At 65.6% G+C, this 21,983-nt stretch carries 19 protein-coding genes and 2 tRNA genes; 15 read left to right on the forward strand and 6 right to left on the reverse strand.

What is annotated here, in order from left to right; all coding sequences use genetic code 11:
- The first annotated feature begins 520 nt into the window (after positions 1-520).
- The 10 genes from dnaN to AC1D1A_RS06855 all read left to right on the forward strand — a co-directional run bounded on the left by dnaN (position 521) and on the right by AC1D1A_RS06855 (position 10,904).
- Positions 521-1,645, forward strand: a complete 1,125-nt coding sequence (dnaN, locus tag AC1D1A_RS06810) for a DNA polymerase III subunit beta (protein WP_018775670.1) — start codon at positions 521-523, stop codon at positions 1,643-1,645.
- A gap of 99 nt (positions 1,646-1,744) precedes the next feature.
- Positions 1,745-2,629, forward strand: a complete 885-nt coding sequence (gene gnd / locus AC1D1A_RS06815) for a phosphogluconate dehydrogenase (NAD(+)-dependent, decarboxylating) (RefSeq protein ID WP_223915420.1) — start codon at positions 1,745-1,747, stop codon at positions 2,627-2,629.
- A 45-nt stretch (positions 2,630-2,674) separates the two neighbouring features.
- Positions 2,675-3,901, forward strand: a complete 1,227-nt coding sequence (recF, locus tag AC1D1A_RS06820) for a DNA replication/repair protein RecF (RefSeq protein WP_476947388.1) — start codon at positions 2,675-2,677, stop codon at positions 3,899-3,901.
- On the forward strand, positions 3,898-4,455 hold the full coding sequence (locus AC1D1A_RS06825) for a DciA family protein (protein ID WP_223914868.1): 558 nt from the start codon (positions 3,898-3,900) through the stop codon (positions 4,453-4,455). The genes recF and AC1D1A_RS06825 overlap by 4 nt, the downstream gene beginning before the upstream one ends.
- A 414-nt stretch (positions 4,456-4,869) precedes the next feature.
- Positions 4,870-6,969: a DNA topoisomerase (ATP-hydrolyzing) subunit B gene (gene gyrB, locus AC1D1A_RS06830; RefSeq protein WP_374706707.1), complete on the forward strand. Its 2,100-nt coding sequence runs from the start codon at positions 4,870-4,872 to the stop codon at positions 6,967-6,969.
- A 61-nt stretch (positions 6,970-7,030) separates the two neighbouring features.
- Positions 7,031-9,769: a DNA gyrase subunit A gene (gene gyrA / locus AC1D1A_RS06835; RefSeq protein ID WP_476850707.1), complete on the forward strand. Its 2,739-nt coding sequence runs from the start codon at positions 7,031-7,033 to the stop codon at positions 9,767-9,769.
- Positions 9,766-10,398, forward strand: a complete 633-nt coding sequence (locus AC1D1A_RS06840) for a DUF3566 domain-containing protein (RefSeq protein WP_243178157.1) — start codon at positions 9,766-9,768, stop codon at positions 10,396-10,398. Before gyrA ends, AC1D1A_RS06840 begins: the two co-directional genes overlap by 4 nt.
- Positions 10,399-10,496: 98 nt before the next feature.
- A tRNA-Ile gene (locus tag AC1D1A_RS06845) sits at positions 10,497-10,570 on the forward strand.
- A 69-nt stretch (positions 10,571-10,639) separates the two neighbouring features.
- Positions 10,640-10,756, forward strand: a complete 117-nt coding sequence (locus AC1D1A_RS06850; protein WP_230006372.1) for a DLW-39 family protein — start codon at positions 10,640-10,642, stop codon at positions 10,754-10,756.
- A gap of 72 nt (positions 10,757-10,828) precedes the next feature.
- Positions 10,829-10,904 (forward strand) — tRNA-Ala (locus tag AC1D1A_RS06855).
- 58 nt (positions 10,905-10,962) lie between these two features.
- Here the strand turns inward: AC1D1A_RS06855 and AC1D1A_RS06860 are convergent.
- Positions 10,963-11,331, reverse strand: a complete 369-nt coding sequence (locus AC1D1A_RS06860) for a cupin domain-containing protein (RefSeq protein WP_230006371.1) — start codon at positions 11,329-11,331, stop codon at positions 10,963-10,965.
- 131 nt (positions 11,332-11,462) lie between these two features.
- On the opposite strand from AC1D1A_RS06860, the gene AC1D1A_RS06865 reads away from it, so the two are divergent.
- Entirely contained in the window at positions 11,463-12,392 is a 930-nt protein-coding gene (locus AC1D1A_RS06865) for a DMT family transporter (protein WP_476850708.1), read from the forward strand.
- A 65-nt stretch (positions 12,393-12,457) separates the two neighbouring features.
- Here AC1D1A_RS06865 and AC1D1A_RS06870 read toward each other — a convergent pair whose 3' ends face one another.
- Positions 12,458-13,330: a glycosyltransferase family 2 protein gene (locus tag AC1D1A_RS06870; protein WP_223914864.1), complete on the reverse strand. Its 873-nt coding sequence runs from the start codon at positions 13,328-13,330 to the stop codon at positions 12,458-12,460.
- Positions 13,331-13,518: 188 nt separating this feature from the next.
- Positions 13,519-14,517, reverse strand: a complete 999-nt coding sequence (locus AC1D1A_RS06875) for a hypothetical protein (protein ID WP_230011606.1) — start codon at positions 14,515-14,517, stop codon at positions 13,519-13,521.
- A gap of 155 nt (positions 14,518-14,672) precedes the next feature.
- Here AC1D1A_RS06875 and AC1D1A_RS06880 point away from each other — a divergent pair, with 155 nt between their 5' ends.
- A complete protein-coding gene (locus AC1D1A_RS06880; RefSeq protein WP_026538031.1) occupies positions 14,673-15,218 on the forward strand; it encodes a peptidylprolyl isomerase in 546 nt (181 codons plus the stop codon).
- A 9-nt stretch (positions 15,219-15,227) separates the two neighbouring features.
- The gene (locus tag AC1D1A_RS06885; RefSeq protein ID WP_230008395.1) at positions 15,228-16,097 is read left to right on the forward strand and encodes a rhomboid family intramembrane serine protease; all 870 of its coding nucleotides are present in this window, start codon (positions 15,228-15,230) and stop codon (positions 16,095-16,097) included.
- A 1,115-nt stretch (positions 16,098-17,212) separates the two neighbouring features.
- Here AC1D1A_RS06885 and AC1D1A_RS06890 read toward each other — a convergent pair.
- The gene (locus tag AC1D1A_RS06890) at positions 17,213-17,818 is read right to left on the reverse strand and encodes a DNA-3-methyladenine glycosylase I (protein WP_476947389.1); all 606 of its coding nucleotides are present in this window, start codon (positions 17,816-17,818) and stop codon (positions 17,213-17,215) included.
- A gap of 104 nt (positions 17,819-17,922) precedes the next feature.
- Complete coding sequence (locus tag AC1D1A_RS06895; protein WP_028278234.1) at positions 17,923-18,177, reverse strand: cell division protein CrgA; 255 nt, start codon at positions 18,175-18,177, stop codon at positions 17,923-17,925.
- 177 nt (positions 18,178-18,354) lie between these two features.
- Between AC1D1A_RS06895 and AC1D1A_RS06900 the strand changes: the two genes are divergently transcribed.
- Together AC1D1A_RS06900 and AC1D1A_RS06905 are read left to right on the forward strand one after the other, a co-directional pair.
- A complete protein-coding gene (locus AC1D1A_RS06900) occupies positions 18,355-19,122 on the forward strand; it encodes a class E sortase (protein WP_476859648.1) in 768 nt (255 codons plus the stop codon).
- 170 nt (positions 19,123-19,292) lie between these two features.
- Positions 19,293-19,934 (forward strand): anthranilate synthase component II, encoded by a 642-nt coding sequence (locus AC1D1A_RS06905; protein WP_028278232.1) that lies wholly within the window; start codon positions 19,293-19,295, stop codon positions 19,932-19,934.
- Positions 19,935-19,997: 63 nt separating this feature from the next.
- Here the strand turns inward: AC1D1A_RS06905 and pknB are convergent, their stop codons facing one another.
- Positions 19,998-21,977, reverse strand: coding sequence for a Stk1 family PASTA domain-containing Ser/Thr kinase (gene pknB, locus AC1D1A_RS06910; RefSeq protein ID WP_476947390.1), 1,980 nt, complete (start codon positions 21,975-21,977; stop codon positions 19,998-20,000).
- Positions 21,978-21,983: the final 6 nt, after the last annotated feature.

Raw genomic sequence — 21,983 nt, forward strand, 5'->3', positions numbered from 1 at the left:
GGGACAACCGCGGTTAATGGGCTTAAAACCCTTAAGGCGCCTGTGGATTGGCCAGTCGGCCAAAAATCTTGTCCCCATCCACACCCTGTTTAAAACCTGCTCCGCCCACAGTCCATGAACAGGGCTTAACCGCGGATTCGCACGGCAGGATCGAGTTATCCACAGTTTCCACAGCAGTTATTAACACTACTAATCCCAAGAAAATGAAATTCCCTCAAACAACAATCTCCATCCCACCTCCAAGCAGCGCCCAGGCCCGTTCCGGACCGGCGCAGGAGACCGGCCCCGCGAACAACACCGATGTAACCCGGGGATGGGAGAAACGCTCACCTTGGGGCTAAGCTGTCTGCAGTGCGTCCGTCCCGGACATCTTTTGTGGTTCCTACCGGGCCATGGGGCCCGGGCGGGCGGACGATTCCTTTGTTGACGGAATTCGGCGTCCCTGCCGAGGTCCGCCGCAGCTCGAGCAGTTTCAGCGATTTTCAGCACTAACAGCAGCAATGAAAGGCGGCACCCTTCCGTGAAGTTCAGAGTCGAACGGGACGTCCTGGCAGAAGCCGTGACATGGACCGCCCGGTCGTTGTCTCCGCGGCCGCCCGTTCCCGTACTTTCGGGCCTGCTCCTGAAAGCTGAAGCCGGTACCGTCAGCCTGTCGAGCTTCGACTACGAGACCTCCGCGAGGCTCGAAATCCCCGCTGACATCAGCGCCGAGGGCACTATCCTGGTATCGGGCCGCCTGCTCGCGGACATCTGCCGCAGCCTGCCGTCCGCCCCCGTCGAGGTCGAAACCGACGGCAACAAAGTGACGCTCACCTGCCGCCGAAGCAGCTTCCACCTGGCCACGATGCCCGAGGCTGAATACCCGCCGCTGCCGGCCCTGCCGACAATCAGCGGCACCGTGCCCGGCGATTCGTTCGCCCAGGCCGTATCCCAGGTGATCATCGCGGCCAGCAAGGACGACACCCTGCCGATCCTGACCGGTGTGCGGATGGAAATCGAGGACGACCTCATCACCCTCCTGGCCACCGACCGCTACCGCCTGGCCATGCGGGAAGTCCCCTGGAAGCCTGCGACGCCGGGCATCTCCACGAGCGCCCTGGTCAAGGCCAAGACCCTCAACGAAGTGGCGAAGACCCTGGGCAGCAGCGGCGACATCAACATCGCCCTCGCCGACGACGACAGCCGGCTGATCGGCTTCGAGAGCGGCGGCAGGACCACCACTTCACTCCTGGTCGACGGCGACTACCCGAAGATCCGTTCGCTCTTCCCGGATTCGACCCCCATCCACGCCACCGTGCAGACCCAGGAACTGGTCGAAGCCGTGCGCCGCGTCTCGCTCGTGGCCGAACGCAACACGCCTGTCCGGCTCGCTTTCACCCAGGGCCAGCTGCACCTGGACGCCGGCACCGGCGAGGACGCCCAGGCCTCCGAAGAGCTCGAAGCCCAGCTGTCCGGTGAAGACATCACCGTGGCCTTCAACCCGCACTACCTGATCGAGGGCCTCAGCGTCATCGAAACCAAGTTTGTGCGGTTCTCCTTCACCACCGCACCCAAGCCGGCCATGATCACTGCCCAGCAGGACGCCGAGGGCGAGGACCAGGGCGACTACCGCTACCTCGTCATGCCCGTCCGGCTGCCCAACTAGCCCGTCATTGCCGTGCCCCGGACCTCCGGAGCACGGCACCTGCGGGCCATCACGGCCGTCTCCAACGAAGCACCCCAGCGCAGAAAAGAGTTCATCCCCGTGCACATCGGACTAATCGGCCTTGGAAAAATGGGCTTCAACATGCGTGAACGGCTGCGCAACGGCGGGATCGAGGTCACCGGGTTTGACCGCAACCCCGACGTTGCCGACGTCGCCACCCTGGACGAACTCATCGCCGCCGTCCCGGCGCCGCGCCTGATCTGGGTCATGGTCCCCTCGGGCGAGATTACCGACGCCGTGATCACCGAACTGGGCACCAAGCTCGACGCCGGTGACCTTGTGATCGACGGCGGCAACTCCCGCTTCACGGAAGACCAGAAGCACGGTGCCGCGCTGGCCGAAAAGGGAATCCGCTTTGCGGACTGCGGCGTGTCCGGCGGGGTCTGGGGCCTCCAGAACGGTTACGGCCTGATGGCGGGCGGCGATGCCGCGGACATCGAACGGGCACTCCCCGTCTTCGATGCGCTCCGTCCCGCAGGTGAGCGGGCCGACAGCTTTGTGCACGTCGGCGGCGTCGGCGCCGGCCACTACGCCAAAATGGTCCACAACGGGATCGAATATGGCCTGATGCAGGCTTACGCCGAGGGGTACGAGCTCCTGGCCGCCAAGGAGATCGTCGCCGATCTTCCCGGGACATTCCGGGCCTGGCAGAAGGGAACGGTTGTCCGCTCCTGGCTCCTGGACCTCATGGTCAAGGCCCTTGACGAGGATCCCGGACTGGAATCGATCTCCGACTACGTCGAGGATTCGGGCGAAGGCCGCTGGACCGTCGAGGAGGCCATTGCCAACGCGGTGCCGGCCCCGGCGATCACGGCTGCGCTGTTCGCCAGGTTCTCCTCCCGCGAGGACAATTCGCCGGCCATGAAGATGGTCTCGGCGCTGCGCCACCAGTTCGGCGGCCACGCGACCCGGCCGGCCAAATAATCCTGCCCGGCCACTTGATCCTGCCTGTGAAGTCCTGAATCCCGCGTGTACCTAGAAAAGCTCTCGCTCACCGATTTCCGCAGCTACGCCCAGGTCGATCTCAGCCTTGAGCCCGGAGTCACCGTCCTGGTGGGTTCCAACGGCATCGGCAAGACCAATCTGATGGAGGCGATCGGGTATCTGGCCACGCTCAACTCGCACCGGGTCAGCACGGACGCGCCGCTGTTGCGGTTCGGTGCCGAGCGGGCCATGATCCGGGCCAAGCTGGTCCGTGGCGAGCAGTCCACCGTGCTGGAGCTGGAAATCAACGCGGGCCGGGCAAACCGCGGACGGATCAACCGGAGCAATCCGGTCCGCGCCCGGGACCTGCTCGGGATCTGCCAGACGGTGCTCTTCGCGCCGGAGGACCTGGCGCTGGTCAAGGGCGATCCGTCCAGCCGCCGCCGGTTCCTGGACGAGCTCCTGGTCAGTCTCATGCCGCGCCACGCCGCGACCAGGAGCGACTATGACCGGGTCCTGAAGCAGCGCAACGCGCTGCTCAAGTCGGCCCGCGCTGGAAAATTCAGCACCGGCCACGAGGCAACGCTCGATGTCTGGGACCAGCACATGGCCCGGGCCGGGGCTGAGCTGCTGCACGCGCGCCTGGAGCTGGTGGACCGGCTGCAACCGCACCTGAAAAACGCCTACGCGCAGCTGACCGACGGCTCCAAGGAGGCCTCTGCGGTGTACCGTTCCACGCTGCAGGACAGCCTGGACGACGACGGCGCCACCTCAGGACCAGCGGATTCCAGGCCTGCGGACGGAACCGCAGCCGATGAGGCCGCGCCGGCGGACGACCTGCGCCTGCTCTCCGTCGAGCAGCTCACCGACCGCTACATCCAGGCCTTCGCCGCAGCCCGGCGCAAGGAACTGGAACGGGGAATTTCGCTGGTCGGGCCACACCGCGACGAACTTGAGCTCGTGCTTGGATCGGCACCGGCCAAGGGCTACGCCTCCCACGGGGAAACCTGGTCCATGTGCCTGTCCCTGCGCCTGGCCTCCTACTACGTCATGCTCGACGATGCCCGCACGGGCGGTTCGCCCCCGATCCTGATTCTGGACGATGTCTTTGCCGAACTCGACGTCCAGCGGCGGCGTAAACTGGCGGCAATAGTATCCGGCGCCGAGCAAGTGCTGGTCACTGCCGCCGTCGAGGACGATATCCCGGCGGAGCTGACCGGACGGCGGGTGAAGGTCATCCCGGGAGGAATCGATGAGCAGGAAAATCGATGAATAAGGATACCGACGGCGGCCTGCAGCCCGGCCGTGACCCCGACGATATCGATGCCGCGCAGGCCGCATTGAACCGGATGCGCGACGCCGCCGCGGCCCGGGGCGAAATCCGCCGAAAGGCGCCGCCGCGGCCCGGCAGCACCCAAAAGCCTGCCCGCAGCGCTGGAACCCGCGGGTTCTCCCAATTCCACGGTACCGGCAGGGATCCGTTGGGCCTCGGAAAAGTCGTGGGACGCCTCGTGGCCGAACGCGGCTGGAGCTCGCCGGTGGCCGTCGGGTCCGTCATGGCGCAGTGGGCCGTGCTGGTGGGCCCGGAGATCTCGGCGCACTGCACTCCCGAGAGTTTTACCGACACCACCTTGCATGTGCGGACCGATTCCACGGCTTGGGCAACCCAGCTGCGGCTGCTCAGCAGCAGCCTGCTGGAAAAATTCCGGACCGAGCTTGGCGATGGCGTCGTCACCAGCATCCAGGTGCTCGGACCCGCCGCCCCGAGCTGGCGCAAGGGCCTCCGGACGGTCAACGGCCGGGGTCCCCGCGACACGTACGGATAGCCCCGGCCCAATGGCGGGCACCGGATCTGAAGCACTTCTTGCAAAAACCCTTGAAAAATCCGCAAGCGGCGTGTAGGGCGCTTGAACCTCCCGGAGTCGTATAGGAACCCTAGGGCTGGACCCCGAAAGCCTTGCAGGGGGAGCCAGCGCCCTCCCAGCGGCACTTTCCCGCCCGTTTGGCGCCCTGGAATGCAAGTTTGGCCCCTATAACACGATAGAATCGGTGTAGATAACTGGGCGCCGGTGAAGCGTTGACTGAGTCCGTTTCCGACGCAATTTCAGCGTGCGGCGGACGGGATCCCCAAGTCAGCGGAAACACCCGGCGTCGTCAGTGACGTGCCTGTTGGCAGGAGCCTTTTCCACGGAAGGGGCAACCGCCGGCCTTCAACGAACATAGAGGAGTCGAAAGCGCCTGTGGCTAACGACAATGCAGAGATCCCGGCAGTGGAAGACGTAGCGGAAGCGGTGGAACAAGAGGCTGCGGTGGCGGCGCCGTCGGGGACCGCGACATCGCGCGAATACGGCGCCAGCGACATCACCGTACTTGAAGGCCTGGAAGCTGTCCGGAAACGTCCCGGCATGTACATCGGCTCCACCGGCCCCCGCGGCCTGCACCACCTGGTCTATGAAGTGGTGGACAACTCAGTGGACGAGGCCCTGGCCGGCTACTGCACGCACATCGAAATCGTGCTGCAGGCCGACGGCGGGGTCAAGGTGGTCGACAACGGCCGCGGCATCCCCGTGGACATGCACCCCACCGAGCACAAGCCCACCGTGGAAGTCGTCATGACGATCCTGCACGCCGGCGGCAAGTTCGGCGGCGGCGGATATGCTGTCTCCGGCGGCCTGCACGGCGTCGGCATTTCGGTGGTCAACGCACTCTCCAGCCGGGTCGACACCGAGGTCCGCCGCCAGGGACACGTCTGGCGGATGTCTTTCGCTGACGGCGGCAAGCCGCAAGGCGGCCTGGTCGAGGGCGAGGAAACCACCGAGACCGGCACCACCCAGACGTTCTACCCCGATGCCAGCATCTTCGAGAGCACCGACTTCGACTTCGAAACACTGCGGGCCCGCTTCCAGCAGATGGCATTCCTCAACAAGGGCCTGCGCATCACGTTGACGGACGAGCGCCGCGCTCCGGAGGAATCGTCCGAGGACGACGACCTGGACCTGGACACCGTCCCCACCGAAGGTGAGATCGCCGCGGAATTCCACACCGTGGTCTACCAGTACGACGACGGCCTGCTGGACTACGTCAAGCACCTTAACTCCGGCAAGAAGGTTGATGTGGTCCACGAGGACGTCATCGCCTTCGAAACCGAGGACACGGAACGGCACATTGCCCTGGAAATGGCGATGCAGTGGACCAACGCGTACTCCGAAAGCGTCCACACCTACGCCAACACGATCAACACGCATGAGGGCGGCACCCACGAAGAGGGTTTCCGCGCCGCGATGACTTCACTCATCAACCGCTATGCGCGGGAGAAGAACATCATCAAGGAAAAGGAAGACAACCTCACCGGGGACGACATCCGCGAGGGCCTGACGGCAGTCATTTCCGTGAAGCTCTCCGAACCGCAGTTCGAGGGCCAGACCAAGACCAAGCTCGGCAACTCCGAGGTCAAGGGCTTTGTCCAGCGCGTTGTCACGGACGGCCTGGGCGACTGGCTCGAGCGCAACCCCGGTCCCGCCCGGGACGTCATCCGCAAGGCGATCTCCGCAGCCCAGGCGCGCATGGCCGCCCGGAAGGCCCGGGACAACGCCCGCCGCAAGAGCCCGCTGGAATCCTTCGGCATGCCCGGCAAGCTGTCCGACTGCTCCTCGAAGAACCCGGAGAGGTGCGAGGTCTACATCGTGGAGGGTGACTCGGCCGGCGGTTCCGCCAAGCGCGGCCGCAACCCGGAGACCCAGGCCATCCTGCCGCTGCGCGGCAAGATCCTGAACGTCGAGCGTGCCCGGCTGGACAAGGCGCTCGGCAATGCCGAGGTCCAGTCCATGATCACGGCATTCGGCACCGGCATTGGCGAGGACTTCGACATCGCCAAGCTGCGCTATCACAAGATCGTGCTCATGGCCGATGCCGACGTCGACGGCCAGCACATCACGACGCTGCTGATGACGCTGCTGTTCCGCTACATGCGCCCGCTGATCGAAAACGGCTACGTCTACCTCGCGCAGCCGCCGCTGTACCGGATCAAGTGGTCCAATGCCCCGCACGACTACGTCTACAGCGACCGTGAACGCGACGCGAAGCTACTCTCGGGCCAGGCCGCCGGCCGCCGCATCCCCAAGGACAACGGCATTCAGCGCTACAAGGGCCTCGGTGAAATGGACTACACGGAACTGTGGGACACCACCATGGACCCGGACCACCGGACCCTGCTGCAGGTGACGATGGACGATGCCCTGGCGGCGGACCAGATCTTCTCGGTCCTGATGGGCGAGGACGTTGAATCGCGCCGAAACTTCATTCAGCAGAACGCCAAGGACGTTCGGTTCCTGGACATCTAGAGGGCAGTCAAGCCCCGAATATGCCCGGACTGATATATACCTGAAACGGAAAATATAGACTATGAGTGACGAAACACCAGAGGTGCCGGCCGGCTCCGAGCCCGTCCTTGAAGGCGCCATCCTCGATGGCGACGTACTGACCGACCGCGTCGAGCAGGTGGATCTGCAGACCGAAATGCAGCGCTCCTACCTCGACTACGCCATGGCTGTGATCGTGGGCCGTGCCCTGCCGGATGTCCGCGACGGCCTCAAGCCCGTCCACCGCCGCGTGCTCTATGCGATGTTCGACGGCGGCTACCGCCCGGAACGCTCCTTCAACAAGTGTGCCCGCGTGGTGGGCGAGGTCATGGGCCAGTACCACCCGCACGGCGACACCGCGATCTACGACGCCCTGGTCCGCCTGATCCAGGACTGGACCATGCGCTACCCGCTGGCACTGGGCCAGGGCAACTTCGGCTCGCCCGGCAACGACGGCGCGGCCGCCCCGCGGTACACCGAAACCAAGATGGCGCCGCTGGCCATGGAGATGGTCCGGGACATCGACGAGGAAACCGTCGACTTCCAGGACAACTACGACGGCAAGAACCAGGAGCCGACCATCCTGCCGGCCCGGTTCCCGAACCTGCTGGTGAACGGTTCCTCGGGCATCGCCGTCGGCATGGCCACCAACATCCCGCCGCACAACCTCCGTGAGGTCGCCGACGGTGTGCAGTGGTACTTGGCCAACCCGACCGCCAGCCGCGAAGAGCTGCTCGAAGAGCTGATCCAGCGCGTCAAGGGACCGGACTTCCCGACCGGCGCCACGATCCTGGGCCACAAGGGCATCGAGGACGCCTACCGCACGGGCCGCGGCTCCATCACGATGCGCGCCGTGGTCAACGTCGAGGAACTCCAGGGCCGCACGTGCCTGGTGGTCACCGAGCTGCCGTACCAGGCCAACCCGGACAACCTGGCCATCAAGATCGCCGAACTCGTCAAGGACGGCAAGATCTCCGGCATCGCCGACCTCCGCGACGAGACCTCGGGCCGCACCGGCCAGCGACTGGTGATCGTGCTCAAGCGCGACGCCGTGGCCAAGGTGGTGCTGAACAACCTCTACAAGCACACCCAGCTGCAGGACAACTTCGCCGCCAACATGCTCGCGATCGTCGACGGCGTGCCGCGCACGCTCAGCCTCGATGCCTTCATCCGGCACTGGGTCACGCACCAGATGGACGTCATTGCCCGCCGCACCCGGTACCGGCTGCGGAAGGCGGAGGAGGAAGCGCACATCCTGCGGGCCCTTCTCAAGGCGCTGGATGCGCTCGATGAGGTCATTGCCCTGATCCGTGCGTCCACCACCACCGAAGCGGCCCGCGACGGGCTGATGGAGCTGCTGGACATCGACGAGGTGCAGGCCCGGGCCATCCTGGACATGCAGCTGCGCCGGCTCGCCGCCTTGGAGCGCCAGAAGATCCAGGACAAGCACGCCGAACTTGAGGCCCTGATCGTCGAATACAACTCGATCCTGGCCTCGGAGGAGCGCCAGCGCGAGATCATCAGCACCGAACTCTCGGAGATCGTGGCCAAGCACGGCGATGACCGCCGCACCAAGGTCCTGCTGGGCTACGACGGCGACATGTCCATCGAGGATCTGATCCCCGAGGAGGAAATGGTCGTCACCATTACCCGCGGCGGCTACGTCAAGCGCACCCGCAGCGACAACTACCGCTCGCAGCAGCGCGGCGGCAAGGGCATCAAGGGCGCGCAGCTGCGCGGCGACGACGTCGTCGAACACTTCTTCGTCACCACCACCCACCACTGGCTGCTCTTCTTCACCAACCTGGGCCGGGTCTACCGCGCCAAGGCGTACGAGCTCGTGGAAGCCGGCCGCGACGCCAAGGGCCAGCACGTGGCAAACCTGATGGCGTTCCAGCCGGACGAGCACATCGCCCAGGTGCTGGACCTGCGCGACTATCAGCACGCCCCGTACCTGGTGCTCGCCACCAAACGCGGCCTCGTCAAAAAGACCCGTCTGGAGGACTACGACACCAACCGGTCCGCCGGCGTCATCGCCATCAACCTGCGCGACGGCGATGAGCTTGTCTCGGCCCAGCTGGTGTCCGAGACCGATGACCTCATGCTGGTCTCCCGCAAGGGCCAGTCCGTCCGCTTCACCGCGACGGACGATGCGCTGCGCCCGATGGGCCGTGCCACCTCGGGCGTGACCGGCATGAAGTTCCGCGAGGACGACGAACTGCTGGCGGCCGACGTCGTGCAGGACGGTTCGTTTGTCTTCATTGTCACCGAAGGCGGCTTCGCCAAGCGGACCGCTGTGGAGGAATACCGCCTCCAGGGCCGCGGTGGCCTTGGCATCAAGGTGGGCAAGTACCAGGAAGAACGCGGCCACCTCGTCGGGGCCCTCATTGTCAACGAGGAAGACGAAGTCCTGGTGGTCATGGAAGGCGGCAAGGTGGTCCGCTCGTCGGTCAGCGGCGTGCCGGCCAAGGGCCGCGACACCATGGGCGTGATCTTTGCCAAGCCGGACAAGAACGACCGCATCATCGCCGTCGCGCGCAACAGCGAACGCGGGCTCGAAGTCGAGGAACCGGCCGAAGGTCAAGATGCCGGTGAAGACACCGGCGAAAATACCGCAGACGTGACCGAAAATCGGGCATCCACGCCCGATGACGTAACGTTGGCTGAAGATGGCGGACTGCATGAGGAGTCCGCAGCGGCAGAATCAGTACCGGCCCCGGAGTCAGATGAGTCATCAGGCAATGCCGAGCTGGACGAAGACAATACCGGAGGTAACGAGTGAGTAATTCCGACTCATATCCCAAGCCGAGCAGCGGCGTGCCGAGCGGAGTGCGGCAGCCCGCCGCCGCACCGCGCGTAGGCGCCCCCTCGCGTCCGCAGCAGCGCCCCGGCGTGTCCGGCGCAGCCACGGGAACGGGCCAGCGGCCCGCCGCACCCGGCCAGCGCCCCACGGTCCCCGGCCAGCGCCCAGCCGTCCCGGGGCAGCGCCCCGCCCAGTCCGGCGGGCAAGGCACTGCCGGGCTGATCAAGCCCGCTCCCAAGGCCAAGGTGCGCCGTGCCCGGCTGCTGGTCAGCAAGGTGGACCCCTGGTCCGTGCTGAAAATGGCCTTCCTGCTCTCCGTAGCGCTGGGAATCGTCACCGTCGTGGCGGCGATCGTGCTCTGGACCGTCCTGGACCTGACCGGGATCTTTGACCAGGTGGACAGCCTGCTCGGGACCCTCGCGGGCTCTGAAGGCGGCGGCTTCGAATTGAAGAAGGTGGCATCCCTGGGCCAGGTGGCTTCATTCGCCACCATCATCGCCGTGATCAATGTGGTGCTGCTGACGGCGTTGTCGATGCTTTCGGCGGTGCTCTACAACATTGCCGCGACGCTCGTCGGCGGCATCGGCGTGACCCTCACGGACGACTAATTCCCGTACTTTTCCGCGGATTCCCGCGGAAAAAGGCCTCGATTTGAGATCGGGCCGGGATGTGCTGTACAGTCATATCTCGGCCCGATGAGGCATCGGGGCGTATAGCTCAGGCGGTTAGAGCGCTTCGCTGATAACGAAGAGGTCCCAGGTTCAAGTCCTGGTACGCCCACGGAGCCTGTACTGGTTCTGGCAGAGGTTAGTGAAGGTTCGTCCATGACAGAACCGGAACGGGGTGCATGTGAAGAAGTTGCTGGTTATCGCAGCCACGGTCGCAGGCGTCCTCCTCTACAGGAAAGTGCAGGAATCCGAAGCCCGGAAAGTGGTCTGGAGCAATTCAACCGATACGGTTGACTAGCCCAGAATCTGGGGATGGAAGCTGGAAACCGGCTCTCCGGACCTAGGGTATGATTGTCTGGTTGCTTCTTATGGGGGCATGGCGCAATTGGTAGCGCACCTGCTTTGCAAGCAGGGGGTTCGGGGTTCGAGTCCCCGTGCCTCCACCATAGGAAAAGCCCCGGACAGCGGAAACGTTGTCCGGGGCTTTTTTCATGCCTTCCCCACTCACTCCTTCGGCTTGGCGTAGTCCGCCATCCCTTGCCAGTCGATATACACGTAGGGCTCGTCGCCGAGGACCCAGGCGTCGTGGCCCGGCGGAATCACACCGAAGTCGCCGGGCCCGAATTCGAGTTCTTCGCCGTCGTCCATGACGACTTTGATGCGGCCGGAAATCGTGTAGCCGGTATGGCTGGCCATGCAGCTGTCAGTTTTGGCGATCGGCTTGACGTGGTCTGACCATTTCCAGCCCGGAAGGAAGGTGGCCCGTCCAACCGGGCCGGCCTCGAGGTTGACGAGATCCACCTGACCCATGCCCTCGGCAACGGGGCGCGTCTCTTCGGGATCGTCCAGGCTCTTGCGGATCATTGACGCCATGATGGTCTCCTTCTTCGATGATGGCGAGACCGGAACGTGAGACCGCGCCTTAAGATTGGCACCGCGGTATCCACCCGTCAAGGAGCAGCGGCCGTAAGGGCCCCTGCTGTCCGTCCCATTAGTGTTGGAGCGTGAACTTCTTACTTGCGGCCGTAGGCGTGCTGGGTGTGGCCTCGTCGGGGCCCCTCATTGCCGCCACGCTGGGCGCCACGTCGGTCAGTGCCCTCGCCATCGCTTTCTGGCGCAACGCCATTGGAGCAGTCGTGATGGCCGGTCCGGTTGTGGTCCGCAACCCCCGTCAGTTCGGAAAGGTGACCGGAGCCGAGTTCCGCTGGTCGCTCGCCGCGGCGGTGGCCCTGGCCCTGCACTTCGCGTGCTTCATTACCTCCCTGCAGCTGACGTCGGTCGCGGCGGCGACGGCGCTGGTGTGCCTTCAGTCAGGCTGGATCGCGATCTTCCAACTCTTCCGGGGAGTCCGGTTCCGCTGGCCGGTCCTGGTAGGGCTGGGGCTCGCCTTCGGCGGTGTCGTGACAATCACCGGTTTTGATATGGGTTCCTCGCCCGAGGCGCTTGTGGGCGATCTCCTGGCCGTCGCCGGCGGCGCCCTGGCGGGCATCTACACGCTCGCCGGAGGCAAGGCGCGACAGAGCATGGGCACCGGCGTCTATACGACCCTGTGCTACGGCATGTGCGCCGCGATTGTGGCGGGGATGGCGCTGTTGGCTGGACAGCCGCTGGCAGGGTTCGAAGCCACCGGCTGGCTGGGGATCCTCGCCATTACCGTGTGCGCACAGCTGGTGGGGCACACCGCGTTCAACTATCTGCTGGCGACCATGAGCCCGCTGCTGGTGTCCATGATCATCCTGCTGGAAATCCCCGGAGCGGCGCTCCTGGCCGCAGCCTTCCTGGACGAGACGCTGCCGGCTGGAACCTACGCGGGGCTGGCGATGATCCTGGTGGGGCTCGCCGTCGTGGTCCTGGGGCAGCGAGGCTCACGCTCCGCCCGGAGAACGGGCGAGGGAGCCGGTGAAGAGCGGCTGGCGGAGCTCGGCACCGACTAGGCCGCTCCCGGCGGCCGCATCTCCCCGGCATCTCCCGGTGGCCGCGTGGCCGCCGCCATTGGCCGCTATTGGCCGCCGCGGCGGGCCGGCTGGGGAACGTTGACCGTGTGGATGGCACGGAGCAGTTTCGCCGGGAAGTAGACCGAGAAGAAGACCACCATGGGCGCCTTCAGTGCCATCTTCTTGACGTTGTGGGCCTTGTAGGTGCGGTCAAAGCGCGTCACGTAATAGCGGTAATCCCGCGGCGAGTCCTCCAGCCGCCGGGCCGACATGCCCGAGATCATCTGCGGCCAGTACTGGATCCGGAGCTCGTGGTCGGCCAGGTGCAGCGACAGATCGATGTCCTCGTGCATCTCGTCCCGCTCGTCGCGGCAGGCTTCCGTGCGGATGGTCTCCCAGGCCGAGCGGCGCATTGCCATGTTGGAACCGAAGAGGAAGTGATACTGGTGCTTGGCAAGCCTGAGCATCAGTTGGCGCATTTTGTCGTCGGCCTTGAGCCCGAACCGGCGCATGGGCATGTCGTAATAGACCACCGGACCGGTCGCAGCGTGCACAGACTCGTCGGCGAAGGCTTTCTGCACCTGCTCCACCCAGTCCGGTTCCAGCACGGAATCGGCGTCGATCCGGCCGAGGATATCGCCCGTGGCGTGGTCCAGACCGAAATTGCGTGTGGGGATGAGCCCCTGGTCGCGGTCCTGGCTGAGCAGGATGATCGGGCTCTCCGGATACTCCAGCTGCATCTGCCGCACGATTTCCGCCGTGCGGTCCTTGGACAGGTTGTCCACCACAATGATTTCGTGAGCGGGCACCGACTGGTAAACCGCGGCGATCAGACACTGCCGGATGACGCTTTCCTCGTTGTACGCCGGGATGACGATAGACACAGCCGGCGGCGGAGCAAGGAGCAAGGCATCCTGGGGTGATCTATGGGGTGACATCACCACAAATTTAGCATCTAGCCTGGCGTTTCAAGCCGGACCGTGACGTGCCTGCGGAGGCCGCGTCAAACAAAAGGAGGGATCCCGCACCGTGGCGGAATCCCTCCTTGGGAGAGTGCAGGTCACCTGCCGGCAGCGGGACTGCCCGGCGCAGGGTCTCGACTCAGCCGGCCTGTGCCGGCCAGGTTCTACTTGCCGGGCTTGTCTGCGCCGTTGTTCAGGCTGGCCGCGATGTTGCGTACGGCCGTTTTGGCGTCGGTGGCAACCTTGTCGGCGGCCTCAGCGGCGTTGCCGGCGGCGTCCTTGGCCGTTTCCGTGGCTTTGTCCGCCGCGGTGGCTGCGGAATCGGAAGCCTCCTTGGATGCCTCAGCCGCGGAGTCCGCTGCCGCTACAGTCGCGGAACCGGCCTTGTCGGCGGCGTCCTTCAGCGATTCGCCGGCCGGGGCGGCCGTGGGGGCGGGCTTTACCGGCGTCGGTACCTTCCAGGGGTCCTCCACCGGCCTGGACGCCCGCCAGGCGGCGACACCGGCTGCAACGGCGGCAGCGATGATGCCGAAGATCAGCAGGCCGCGGTGCTTGGGCTTCTGCTGCTTGGCGAGCTTGGCATTAGCCGTCTTGGTGACCTCATTGGCGGCCGCCTTGATGTTCTTGCTGGCGTTCTTGCCTGCCTTCTTGGCGTGTCCCTTGACGGCCTGGGCCTGCGTCTGGACGCCGGTGACAACACCGGAATCAACAAGCTTCTGTGCGACGGCGTCCACGTGGGCCGGGGCGTTTTCCAACGTGCGGTGGACGGCCACGGAAGCCTGCCCGATCTGGTCGGAAAGCCTGGGCAGGTACTCGACAACAACCCGGTCGCGTGCATTGGCGATGACCGGGGCTGCCTTGTCCACAGCTTCGTGCAGGCGCGGGGTAGCGCTGTCCGCGGCATCGTGGATCCTCGGCGCCAGCTGGGCCAGGCCATCCTGAAGGCGGGGAGTGACAGTGGCAACGCCGCCGGCCAGATTGTGGGCCGCCGACTTGAGGCCCTCCTGGATCTTGGGAGAGGCGGTGTCCAGTCCGTGCTGCAGGCGGGGAACAGCCCAGTTCACGGCAGCCTCAACCCGCGGGGCCGCCCAATCCTTGGCGCTGTCTACTCCGGTGCTGACTGACTGCTCCAAGTCACGGGCAATACGATCCGTTTTCTTCACAACTACCTCCCGATTAATGTGACGGTTCTGCTGTTAGCCTACGTGTCTAGGAACGCACCGGCTATTCTTCAGGCCGATTTCCAGTGGATTTCACCCAGCGCGGAACTGACTGTGCGGCCCTACGCGGGCGTAGCCGTCATGGAAGAATGGGCGCTATGACTGCCAACGCAACCGCAAAAGCCACTATCCACACGAGCCTCGGCGACATCGTCGTCAACCTCTTTGGCAACCACGCGCCGAAGACCGTCGACAACTTCGTCGGGCTGGCCACCGGTGAGAAGGCCTGGACCCACCCGGAAACGGGCGAGGACAAGACCGGCACGCCGCTCTACAACGGCACCATCTTCCACCGCATCATCAAGGACTTCATGATCCAGGCCGGCGATCCGCTGGGCCGCGGCACCGGTGGACCGGGCTACAAGTTCGACGATGAGATCCACCCGGAACTGACTTTCAACGAGCCGTACAAGCTGGCCATGGCCAACGCCGGCGTCCAGATGGGCCGCGGCACCAACGGCTCGCAGTTCTTCATCACCACCATCCCCACCGGCTGGCTGCAGGGCAAGCACAGCATCTTCGGTGAGGTCGCCGATGACGAATCCAAGAAGGTCGTCGACGCGATCGAAGGCGTCCGCACCGGCATGGGCGACCGCCCCGTCGAGGATGTCACCATTAACAGCATTGACATCGAAAAGCTCTAACCCACAACCATGAGCTACGGAATTCCGGCGGCAGAGCCGTCCGCAGAGGTCCCGGTATGCCCCAGGCACCCGGACCGGCCCGCCTATGTGCGTTGCCAGCGGTGCGGGCGCCCTGCGTGCCCCGACTGCCAGCGGGCGGCCGCCGTCGGATTCCAATGCGTTGACTGTGTCAACGAAACCAAGCGCACGACGCCGGCCGTCAGGACCGTCTACGGCGGCGCCGTGACCGCCGGCAAACCCGTGGTCACTTACGTGATCATCGCGCTGTGTGCCCTTGTCTATGCGCTGCAGTGGATAGTCCCCAACGACGGGATTTACCAGCAACTGGCCTACGCTCCCGCACTGACCGGCGTTGAACCGTGGCGGATGCTCACCTCGGCGTTCCTGCACTCGCAGGGATTCCTGCTCCACATCGTCCTGAACATGTACACGCTGTGGATATTCGGCCAGATCCTCGAGCCGCTGCTGGGCCACGCCCGCTTCCTGGCCATCTACCTGCTCTCGGCCGTCGGAGGCTCCGTCGGCTTCCTCCTGCTGACCCCGGTGTATCCGCTGAACGGCCCGGTGGGCCTCGTCGGCGCCTCCGGCGCCATCTTCGGCCTGTTCGGCGCCCTGCTGGTGGTCCAGCGCCAGCGCGGCGGCGAAGTCCGCCAGCTCCTGGTCCTGATTGCCATCAACGGCGTCATCGGCTTCATGGTCCCGCAGATCGCCTGGCAGGCCCATCTTGGCGGCCTCGTCACCGGCGCCCTGAGCGCCGCCGTGATTGCCTACACCCCCCGCGGCCCGCGGCAGACCCTGCTGCAGGCCATCGGCCTCGCGGTGGTCCTGGCCCTGGTGATCGCCGTGTCCGTCGTGCGAATGGCCGGCGCCGGCGCTTAGCCCGCTCCTGCCGAAGTCCCCGGCCGCAATCGGCCGTAACCGGCCGGAATTGAACGCCCGGCCCCTTCACTCTTTTCCAGTGTTTCCCTCGCTGGTGTTCCTTGGCTGTTCCCTCCGCTTTGTGGGTCTTTCCCCCTGTACACCCGGGCCGCGCCCCGAACCTGAATTCACAGGTGCGGATCCGAGAGTTTTCCACAGCGGTTATCCACATTGTTAATAACTTACAAGCGTGTAGTTCACTGTGACGACCCGGTTCTGACCGCCCGGGCTGGCGATTATCCAGCTTGCAGGCGATGCTGCCGACCCGATCTCCACACCTGTGGATAACTTCTGTGGGTTGCCCTGTGAGTAAGTGGACAACTGTGCCCGCCCAGGCCCTGTTGCCTGGCGCCGGGCGGCACCAGCCCTGTTCCGGCCGTGCGCCGCGGGCACCCCAGGGAGTACTCCACAGAACGGTGCCACGGGCACACTAGGGACCGGTGCCTCAGGACCTCCAGGCGGCGCCGCGTCTCCCCGACGTTCTCCCAGCGCCGTCGCCCCCACAGGGCCCGCGCGCGGCGGCGGCAGGTCGCGACGGGCCGTGGGACGGCCGCGGTGTGTGTTTCAACAGGGTTATTCACAGTGTTAATAACTTGATGGTCTGAGCATCCGCGGGATTTAACCCGGCTCATGGCCCGGCAGAGGGGGTTGCGGCTCCGATGCGCCGGCTGTTATCCCCAGCTGTGGATAACTTGTGGGTAGTGAGCTGTTATTAAGTGGATAACTCGCCCGGTGCAGCTGTGGTCGGGACGGGCCACAACGTCGGGCGGCCGGCCTGCCCCGAGGCGGCCCCGAGGCTGCCGTGAGCCGGCCGTGCGGCGGGACCGCGGTGCCATCCGCGGCCTGTTGCCGGGATCGGGGAACTTGTCCACAGGAAATCCACACTGTTAATAACTTACAGCCGTGTAATTCAGAACCGGCCGGGGATCTCAACAGTGGCTTTGCGCCCCGCTGTGGCCGCCGAACCCGGCTGAACCGCATGAAGACCCGGAACTTATGAACAGTGTGGATAAGTTTCCCCAGACTTGTGCACAGCTGTGGATAATGAGGCGGGACCTCGCCGGGTCGCCGCCGGGTCAATGTGGCCAGACGCCCGATGACCCGCGCCGGTGGCTGTCCAGCAGATGGGTGTCCACCATTCCGATGGCCTCCATGAGCGCGAACATCGTGGTGGGCCCCACGAAGGCGAAGCCCTTCTTGCGCAGCGCCTTGGAGAGCGCGACGGACTCGGCCGAGGTGGTGGGGACCTCATCCAGGGAGTTCGGCCGGGGTGTGGAGGGCGGCTGGAACGCCCATACGAAGTCAGCCAGGCCGCCGTCGTCCCTCAACGCCAGAGTAGCGCGGGCATTGGTGATGGTTGCCTGGATCTTCAGCCGGTTCCGGACGATCCCGGCATCGAGCATGAGCCGCTCCACATCGGCGTCCGTGAAGCGCGCCACCAGTTCCGGGTCGAACTCCTTGAACGCCGCGCGGAAAGCGGGCCGCTTGCGCAGGATTGTCGCCCATGAAAGCCCCGCCTGAAATCCCTCGAGGCTGATGCGTTCGTAGAGGCCCTGTTCGTCCCGGACGGGCATGCCCCACTCGGAGTCGTAATACTCGCGCAGCATGGGATCCACGGCGGCCCACGCCGGCCGCGCCAGTCCGTCGTCGCCAATGGTCGAGCCGTTTACTGCCGGGGTCATCTGGATTCCTTCGCTGGGCCGGGACTAATGCTGTGGGTTAACGGCGAAGGCCGGCACACTGTGTGTACCGGCCCGTCAGGGATCTGCGCCGCGCGGGCCTGGTGTCAGGAACGCCAGCGTGTGGTCATCAGGAAGCCGATGATCGCGATTCCGAAGCCGGCGACGATGTTCAACGAGCCCCAAGCCTGAACCGGGAAGGCGCCCTCTGTGATGTAGAACGTGATGATCCACAGCAGGCCAATGATCATCAGGCCAAACATGACGGGCTTGAACCAGACCGGATTGGGCTTGTAGGCCTCCGCGGCAGAAGTCTGCGGGGCCACACGGGCAGTCCTTTTACGCGGCTTCGACTCGGGCACTGATCCTCCTTGGCGGGCTGGAACAAGAGCGGCCAACGTGGCTTGGTATCCTGCAGGAAGCGAGCCCCCGCCGGCCAACGTGCTCTTGGTCGAGCTTGAATTCTTGTGTCGCACAATTCTAGCTGTAGTTCCGGCCACGCCGTGGACCCGCGCAACCGTCTTGGAGGAGAACCCGCAGTGCTGGAGTTGGAGCAGGAATCCGGCCGGACGGCGCGCAGCCGCCGCGGGCTGCTCCTGCGCTCCATCCACGTCGCGGGCGAGCTGCTCCTGACCGTGGGCGTCATTGTCCTGCTCTTTGTAGCCTGGCAGTTGTGGTGGACGAATGTGGCCTCCGACGCCCGGCAGCGCGAGGCGGTGCACGACTTTGCCCGCGGGATTGGAACAGCCGCTCCCGCAGCGCCGCCTCTGCCGTCGGCTGTTGCCCCGGATCCCGCCGTCGCGCCCGAACCGGCCGAGGGCGCGACCATCGGCATCCTGTATGTTCCCCGTTTCGGCGCCGGATACACGCGTCCAATCGTTCAGGGAACCACTCCGGCGGTGTTGGACACTCTGGGCATCGGGCACTATCAGGGCACGGCCATGCCAGGGGCTGCGGGAAACTTCGCCCTGGCAGGGCACCGGCAGACCCACGGCGCCGTCCTGGACCATATCGACGCCCTGGTGCCCGGGGACCGGATCTACGTCCAGACCCGTGAGGGCTACTATGTCTACGTGTTCCGGAACAGCCAGACAGTCCTCCCCTCGCGGACCGATGTGCTGTTGCCGGTGCCGATGCGGCCGGGCGCCGCGCCGACAGAGAGCTACCTGACCATGACGAGCTGCAACCCGCGGTTTGGCTCCGAGGAACGCTTTGTGGCCTACGCCCTGCTGGAGCGGTGGCAGTCCCTTTCGGCTGGACCGCCGGCTGAAATTTCCCGGGCGGCCCGCGCGGCCGGGGAAGGCTGACGAATGTATGGCTGGCTTTTCCGCCGCCTTCCCGGGCCCTTGTGGCTCAGGATTGCGACCGCGCTGGTGCTGGCGGCCGGAGCACTGGTATTGATGGTTCAGTTCCTTTTTCCCTGGCTGGCGCAATTCACCCAGTTAACAGATTCAACGATTGGTTCGGCAAGGCACCCATGAGCACAACGAAGATCCTGGTCGTAGACAACTACGACAGCTTTGTCTACACCCTGGTCGGCTATCTCCAGGAGCTCGGTGCGGAGACCACCGTAGTCCGCAACGACGACGTCACGCTCGCCGAGGCGATCGAAATGGCCGAGGCGCGGGACGGGGTCCTTATCTCTCCCGGTCCGGGGAATCCAGCCGGGGCCGGCGTCTGCATTGAGCTGATCAAGTGGTGCGGCAGCCACGACAAGCCCATGCTGGGTGTCTGCCTGGGGCACCAGGCGCTGGCGGAGGCCTACGGCGGAACCGTGACGCACGCTCCCGAACTGATGCACGGCAAGACTTCCCTCGTCGAACACCATGGAACCAGCGTCTTTGCGGGGCTCCCGTCGCCCCTCACGGCCACCCGCTACCATTCGCTGGCCGCTGTCCGCGAGAGCATCCCGGAGGTCCTGGAGATCACCGCGGAAACGGGCACCGGTGTGGTGATGGGCCTGCAGCACCGCACCGCCCCGCTGTGCGGCGTCCAGTTCCACCCGGAATCCGTCCTGACCGAAGGCGGCTACCAGATGCTCGGCAACTGGCTGGAGTCGCTGGGCATGGCGGGCGCTGCCGAACGGGCAGCGGACCTGAGCCCGCTCATCAAGCACTGACCCGGCAGGCACTGGAAGCTCGGGCGCGGCGGTAGCCGGCACCTTAGGTTTTTCCCGACCGGGTTAGGGGAACAGTCCGCCCAGGGCCGCGTCCTCTTTGGACGCGCTCTTCGTCGGCGTCGGCGTGGGCGACGGCGGGGGCGGCGGCGGCGGCGGCGCCGGTGCCTTCGCCACGGTCACGGTAATGGTCTTGCCCTGTTCGACGAGCGAATCCGCGGCATCGGCCTGGCCTGTCACCTTGCCCGGAGCCACCTGGGAGTTCTCCACCTCGGTGGCCTTGAGCACCAGGCCCTGTTCCTTCAGTTTCGCCTCCGCCTCCGCCAGCGGCAGCCCGATCAGCTGCGGCACAGCCACCTTGCCGGTGGAGACGACGATTTCGACCGCGTCCGCCACGGCCACAACCTGGCCCGGGGCCGGGTTGGTGGTGATGACAATGCCGACCGGAACGGTGGGGTTGTTGGACATCTTGGTGGTGAGGGCGCCAGTCAGCCCCGTTTGGTGGAGAAGATCGCGGGCTGCCGCCTCGGTCCGGCCGGGCAGGTCCGTCGGGATGGTGATCGCGCTGGGGCCCTCGGAGATGTTGAGGATGATGTCCGAGTTGGCGTCCATGGAACTCCCCGACGTCGGCACGGTGCCAATCGCGGTGCCTTTGGGAATGCTCTCGTGCTGCAGCCGTTGGAGCTGTGGCTTGAAACCTGCGTTGTACAGCCTTTGCAGGGCCTCTGATTCCGTCAGGGACGTCACCGTGGGAACCAGTACCTTGGTTGCCTGCGGCGGGGCCTGATTCATGAGGTTGTACAGCCACAGGCCGCCGCCGGCCAGCACCAGCAGTGTGAGGACCACGAGCGTCGCGATCCAGGTGCGGCGGCGCGTCTTCTGGCGCGGGGTGTGCTCGCGTTCGACCGGCAGCGCCAGCGGCAGGCTGCCGGTGTCCGCAATGCCATAGAGTTCGGTGCCAGCCGGCTGCAGCACTTCCTCGTCGTCGGGTATTTCTTCGGCGGGCCGCAGCCGGCCGCCGGGGGAATCGTCGAGGAACTTGGCGCCGGTCAGGGAGAAAGCTGCCGTGGGCGCCAGGGGGTCGTGCCGGGGAACCTCGTTGGTGGGGTCGGTGGGGGCCTCGCTGGCGGACGGCGCCGTCACCGGAACGCCGCTGCGCGCGGCCCGCAGGGCGCGGCGGAAGGCGGCGGCGTCCTGGAAACGGTCGGCGCGGTTCTTCTGCAGGGCCTTCATCAACACGCTGTCCAGCGCGGCGGAGACTTCGGGATTGAGGCTGCTGGCGGGCTCGGGGATCTCGCGAACGTGCTGGTAGGCCACGGAGACGGGGCTGTCGCCGATGAAGGGCGGCCGGCCGGTCAGCATCTCGTAGAGAAGGCATCCGGCGGAGTACAGGTCGCTGCGCGCGTCGACGGCTTCGCCCCGCGCCTGTTCCGGGGACAGGTACTGCGCCGTGCCGACGACGGCCTGCGTCTGTGTCATGGTGGCGGACGAATCCGCAATGGCGCGGGCGATTCCGAAGTCCATGACCTTGACGCTGTTTGAATCGGGGCAAAACATCACGTTGGCGGGCTTGATGTCGCGGTGCACGATCCCGGCCTTGTGGCTGTAATCGAGCGCGGACAGCACGCCCAGGGTGAAGTCGATCGCCTGGTCGATGGTGACGTCCTTGGCCCGCACCATGTCGCGGATGGTCTTGCCGGAAACGAACTCCATCACGATGTAGGGCACCCGGACGCTGTCGTCGTGGTCACCGGGGACCGCGTGGTCCCCGGTGTCGAAGACAGCCACGATCGAGGGGTGGTTGAGTGCCGCGACAGCCTGGGCCTCGCGCTTGAAGCGGGCCTGGAACTGCGGATCCCGGGCCAGGTCCGGGCGCAGCAGCTTGACGGCCACGGTACGTCCCAGCCGGGTATCGAGGCCGCGGAAAACATCCGCCATGCCGCCACGGCCGATCAGCTCACCCAGCTCATAGCGCCCGCTGAGGACGCGCTGCGTGTTCGCCGGGCGTTCCTCCCTGTGCGACGGAGTGCGGGGTGTATTGCTCATGATCGT

The sequence above is a fragment of the Arthrobacter sp. P1_B9 genome, from assembly GCF_056406495.1.

Coding starts and splice junctions, on each gene's coding strand:
- AC1D1A_RS06890 (WP_476947389.1), bottom strand. CDS start 17,818: ATGACCCCGGCAGTAAACGGCTCGACCATTGGCGACGACGGACTGGCG.
- AC1D1A_RS06885 (WP_230008395.1), top strand. CDS start 15,228: ATGAGCTACGGAATTCCGGCGGCAGAGCCGTCCGCAGAGGTCCCGGTA.
- AC1D1A_RS06825 (WP_223914868.1), top strand. CDS start 3,898: ATGAATAAGGATACCGACGGCGGCCTGCAGCCCGGCCGTGACCCCGAC.
- pknB (WP_476947390.1), bottom strand. CDS start 21,977: ATGAGCAATACACCCCGCACTCCGTCGCACAGGGAGGAACGCCCGGCG.
- gyrA (WP_476850707.1), top strand. CDS start 7,031: ATGAGTGACGAAACACCAGAGGTGCCGGCCGGCTCCGAGCCCGTCCTT.
- AC1D1A_RS06860 (WP_230006371.1), bottom strand. CDS start 11,331: ATGGCGTCAATGATCCGCAAGAGCCTGGACGATCCCGAAGAGACGCGC.
- AC1D1A_RS06880 (WP_026538031.1), top strand. CDS start 14,673: ATGACTGCCAACGCAACCGCAAAAGCCACTATCCACACGAGCCTCGGC.
- AC1D1A_RS06905 (WP_028278232.1), top strand. CDS start 19,293: ATGAGCACAACGAAGATCCTGGTCGTAGACAACTACGACAGCTTTGTC.
- AC1D1A_RS06870 (WP_223914864.1), bottom strand. CDS start 13,330: ATGTCACCCCATAGATCACCCCAGGATGCCTTGCTCCTTGCTCCGCCG.